This window comes from Enterococcus sp. 125944 (assembly GCF_051909435.1).
Classification (GTDB): Bacteria; Bacillota; Bacilli; order Lactobacillales; family Enterococcaceae; genus Enterococcus_D; species Enterococcus_D gallinarum.
Genome location: NZ_JBQASY010000063.1, coordinates 1 through 898, shown reverse-complemented (window position 1 = coordinate 898; position 898 = coordinate 1). Strand labels below are relative to the sequence as shown.

The following is an 898-nucleotide window of genomic DNA, read 5'->3' as shown; positions in this document are numbered from 1 at the left end:
GTGCCCGAAAGTTATAAAAGTTGCGATAACCAAACGCAATTCGTTTAATCAGCTTGATCTTGTTATTCAGCCCCTCAGTGACGCCGTTTGAGTGGGACACCTTAAAGGCATTTGAAATACCCGATTGGTAGCGATGGAAGATCGTGAATTTCTTTTTAAACGACTGAGGTAACGTAGATGAAATTGTTTTAAGGGTTTCTTGAAAGCCTTCCGTACCTCGTTTAACGAAATAATAGCGTAATAATTGACAAAAATGATACGCAGTTCGCAATTCTTCGTTGTAGCTTAACAGCTCATCAACGATTTCTGTTTGACTAATTGGTCGTTTAAACAGTCGATGATAATGCCGTTTGAGTGGCTCCAATGTCGTGGAATCTTTGAGTAAGAGTTTCCAATATCGCTTGAGCCGACGGTACTTCTTCTGATTTTCAGAGTGTGAGGTTCGAAAACGATTCATGATCTGGACACGTAATTGATTGAAGCTGCGATTGATGTGTTGGACAATATGAAAGCGGTCAGTTACGATCTCCGCATTTGGAAAGACTGTTTTAAGCAACTGACAATAGCTGGCATTCATGTCCATCACTAGGTACTTGACCTTTAAACGGGCTTTTCTAGGAAAGTGCAGGAAGTATTGAGTTAGTTTGTAAAGTCTGCGATCTTCAAGGATCGTAAATAGCTGATTGGTTGTCCCATCAACACAAATAAAACTCATGGAACCAGAAACAGACTTCATTGATTTGAACTCATCCATACACAACACCGTCGGAAGGAAGTTCATACGTGGCTGGTAATGCTTCGTTGCTTCACGCAAGATCCGTGTCACCGTCCCATCCGAGACGAAGTACTTCTTAGCGATTAGTTTACGTGATTGATTTTCGTACAGTTCCATGAGAAT

1 protein-coding gene is annotated in these 898 nt (G+C 41.1%); it reads right to left on the bottom strand.

The annotated features are described in order from the left end of the window. The coding region (locus ACTFWY_RS17795; RefSeq protein ID WP_439927439.1) for an ISL3-like element IS1476 family transposase at positions 1-898 on the bottom strand (898 nt) is incomplete at both ends.